Raw genomic sequence first — 3,545 nt, 5'->3', positions numbered from 1 at the left:
AAGACCTTCAACGAGGATCACCGCGAGCTGGTGCTGGTGCGCGACATCCCCATCTACTCGACCTGCGAGCACCACCTGGTGCCGTTCCACGGGGTCGCCCACATCGGGTACATCCCGGGTCGGTCGGGGGCGGTCACCGGGCTGAGCAAACTGGCCCGCCTCGTGGACCTCTTCGCCAAACGGCCGCAGGTCCAGGAGCGACTCACCAGTCAGGTCGCGGACGCCCTGGTGGACAAACTCGATCCGGCCGGCGTGCTCGTGGTGATCGAGGCCGAGCACCTGTGCATGGCCATGCGGGGCATCCGCAAGCCGGGTTCGGTCACCACGACCTCCGCCGTCCGCGGGAGCATGCGGACCAACGCGGCGACCAGGGCGGAGGCGCTCGGCCTCCTGCGCGGTACGTGAACGGTCCGGTCGGCCTGCCGCGCCCGGGCCGCTGCGCGGTCATGGGCATCGTCAACGTCACGGAGGACTCCTTCTCCGACGGCGGGCGACACCTCGCGCCCGAGGCCGCCCTCGCCCACGCGGGGCGGCTGGTCGCCCAGGGCGCGGACCTCCTCGACGTGGGCGGGGAGTCCACCCGCCCCGGCGCCGTCCGGGTCGACCGCGGCGACGAGGCGGGGCGCGTGATCCCGTTGGTCCGCGAGCTCGCGGGCGAGGGCGTGACCGTCTCCGTCGACACCATGCGCTCCTCCGTCGCCGCGGGCGCCCTCGAGGCCGGGGCCGCGATCATCAACGACGTCTCCGGCGGCCTCGCGGACGCCGACCTCCTCCGGGTCGTGGCCGAGCACGGATGCCCGGTGATCCTCATGCACTGGGTGTCACCGGACGACTACCGGGCGGGAGCGGGGGGCAGGGCCGACTACGGCGGGGACGTCGTGGCCTCGGTGCGTGATCACCTCGCGCGCAGGGTCGATGCCGCGCTCGCCGCGGGCGTCGGCTCCGGCTCGATCGTGCTGGACCCGGGTCTGGGGTTCGCCAAGGACTCCCGCGACAACTGGGCGCTCCTCCACGGGCTCGACGCCCTCACCGATCTCGGGTTCCCCGTCCTCGTCGCGGCCTCCCGCAAGCGTTTCCTCGGGTCGCTCCTGTCCGACGACCGAGGCGAGCCGCGTGCGGTGTCCGGGCGGGATCCGGCGACCGCGGCGATCACGGCGCTGGCCGCCGCCGCCGGGGCCTGGGCGGTGCGGGTCCACGACGTGGCGCCCAGCGTCGACGCGGTCCGTGTGGCCGCGGCCTGGGCGGCCGGACGAGAGGAGCGGGGCTGATGGCGGACCGGATAGAGCTCAGGGGGCTGCGGGTCCGCGGCAACCACGGGGTCTTCGAACACGAGAAGCGCGACGGCCAGGACTTCCTCGTGGACCTGGTCCTGTGGACCGACTTCACCGCCGCCGCGGCCTCCGACGACCTCGCGGACACGGTGGACTACGGCGCCCTCGCCCTGTTCGCGCGCGACGTGGTGGCGGGACCGGCCTGCGACCTCATCGAGACCGTGGCGTCGCGGATCGCCGACGGGATCATGGAGCTCGCGCCCGATGCCCACGCGGTGGAGGTGACGCTGCACAAGCCACAGGCGCCGATCCCGGCGGAGTTCGCCGACGTCGCGGTGGTGGCCAGGCGTTCACGCCAGGGCGGGCGCGGCCGGGCGGGCGGGCCGCGGTGACCTGTCGGGCGGTGCTGTCGATCGGCGGCAACCAGGGTGACGCCCTCGGCCTGCTCCGGCGCGTGGTGGCCGACGCGGTGGAGGACGGGATCCTCGTCGCGGCCTCGTCGGTGTACGCCACCCCCCCGTGGGGCGGGGTGGAGCAGGACGACTTCCTCAACGCGGTCCTCGTCGTCGTCCATCCGGGTACCCCGCTCGACGTGCTCGAATGGGGATTCGCCAGGGAACGCGCGGCCGGCCGGACCCGTGACCTCCGCTGGGGCCCGCGGACCCTCGACGTGGACGTGGTCTCCGCGGAGGTGGACGGGGTCACGGTGGGCTCCGCCGACGAGGTCCTGACCCTGCCCCACCCCCGCGCGTCCGAGCGCGCGTTCGTCCTGGTCCCGTGGCTGGAGGTCGAGCCGGACGCCCGACTCGGCGGGGTGGCGGTGGCCGACCATCTTGCGGCCCTGTCTCCCGGCGACGTGGCCGCGGTGCGCAGGACCGATGCGCGGCTCGCGCCCGACGGGTGGACCGCCTGACATGACACGGATCGCCGTCTCCACCCTCGTCCTGGTCGCGCTCGTCGCCGGCGTGGGCGCCTACGTCCTCACCGGGAGCTTCCTGGGTTCCATGACGCCGATCGGGTGGGGATGGGTCACGCTGCTGGTCGTGGCGCTGATCGACCTCCTGCTGGCGCTGCGGATCCGATCGGCGATCGACGACGGCGGGGTGGGCCAGGACCGCAGTCAGATGCATCCGCTCACCATCGCCCGGAGTGCGGCCCTCGGTCAGGCCTCGGCGGTCCTCGGGTCGGCGGCCGTCGGGTTGGGCGCGGGTTTCTCGCTGTACTTCCTGCCCAGGCTCGGGGAGTTGGCCGTCGCCGGCGACGAGCTGCCGGCCTCGGTGGCGGTCCTGGTGTCCGGCGCGTTGCTGGTGGGGGCCGGGTTGTTCCTCGAATCGGCGTGTGAGACCCCGCCCTCGGACGAGGACGCGGGCGGGTTGGCGCAGCCGACCTGACCGCATCGCGTGGCCGGGGCGTCGCGCTCGTTCGGGCCGGACACGCGCAGGTTACTCGTGTGACCCGTGGTTCTCTGCGTATCATGCGGGACATGAGCTCCGACGGTGCGATGGACAAGCCCCGGTCTGCGCGCCCCGCGCGCGGCGACGACCGTGGACTGGCGGGCATCGCTCTGGTGGTGCTGCTGGTGCTGGCGCTGGTCGCGACCGTGGTGATGGTCTTCTCCGACAATCCCGTGTGGACCCGGATCGGCACCCTCGCCGCGCTGTGGGCCGCGTTCATCGGGGCGTTCCTGGTGGCCCGGTACCGGCGACAGGCGGCCACCGAGGCGGCCCGGGTGCGTGACCTGCACACCGTCTACGAGCTCCAGCTCGAGCGGGAGATCTCCGCGCGGCGCGAGCACGAGCTGGTCGTGGAGAAGGAACTCCGGGACTCCGTCCGATCGGATACCTCGGACTCCATCCAGGCCCTGCGCCAGGAGATCGCCGCGCTCCGGGAGCAGCTGGGACAGCTGGGGGTGACGCTCCCCGAGGACCGCTTCGCGGTCGGTGGTCACGCCCCGGCGGGACAGCTCGGCGCCGGCCCCACGTTGCCGTCCGTGCCGTCCGAACGTGTCGAGCCCCGCCGCCGCGCGCCCGAGACCAGCGGCGTCGGGTCGGCGACCGCCGACGCGACCGCTTCCGGGGTCGGCCGGGACGCCACCCCGAGCACCGAGCGCACAGAGAAGCTCTCCCCGGTCGACGCCGGCGGGGCCGGTCCCGCGGAGCGGCGTCGAGACCAGGCGCGTCGGCCGGCCGTCCGGCCCGCGGCACGGGCGCAGGCCGAGGCCCGCACGCCCGAGCCGGAGCAGAAGCCCGCGCCCGAGGCGGAGCAGAAGCCCGA

6 protein-coding genes are annotated in these 3,545 nt (G+C 74.2%); all 6 read left to right on the top strand.

The genetic code is table 11. From position 1 onward, the window contains the following. On the top strand, window positions 1-405 hold a 405-nt coding region (gene folE, locus B4M60_RS15515; protein WP_291086110.1), incomplete at its 5' end, for a GTP cyclohydrolase I FolE. Between the two features lie 41 nt (window positions 406-446). Beyond that, window positions 447-1,268, top strand: a complete 822-nt coding sequence (folP, locus tag B4M60_RS15510; RefSeq protein WP_291086197.1) for a dihydropteroate synthase — start codon at window positions 447-449, stop codon at window positions 1,266-1,268. Next, window positions 1,268-1,663 (top strand): dihydroneopterin aldolase, encoded by a 396-nt coding sequence (folB, locus tag B4M60_RS15505; RefSeq protein WP_291086107.1) that lies wholly within the window; start codon window positions 1,268-1,270, stop codon window positions 1,661-1,663. Before folP ends, folB begins: the two co-directional genes overlap by 1 nt. Then, complete coding sequence (folK, locus tag B4M60_RS15500) at window positions 1,660-2,184, top strand: 2-amino-4-hydroxy-6-hydroxymethyldihydropteridine diphosphokinase (RefSeq protein ID WP_291086104.1); 525 nt, start codon at window positions 1,660-1,662, stop codon at window positions 2,182-2,184. Before folB ends, folK begins: the two co-directional genes overlap by 4 nt. 1 nt (window position 2,185) lies before the next feature. After that, complete coding sequence (locus B4M60_RS15495; protein ID WP_291086101.1) at window positions 2,186-2,662, top strand: DUF3180 domain-containing protein; 477 nt, start codon at window positions 2,186-2,188, stop codon at window positions 2,660-2,662. A 92-nt stretch (window positions 2,663-2,754) separates the two neighbouring features. Beyond that, window positions 2,755-3,545, top strand: a 791-nt coding sequence (locus B4M60_RS15490) for a DUF6779 domain-containing protein (protein ID WP_291086098.1), incomplete at its 3' end; no start/stop codon positions are given.

Source organism: Dietzia sp. UBA5065, from assembly GCA_002415925.1.
GTDB lineage: Bacteria > Actinomycetota > Actinomycetes > Mycobacteriales > Mycobacteriaceae > Dietzia.
This window is presented reverse-complemented; position numbering and strand designations above follow the sequence as displayed.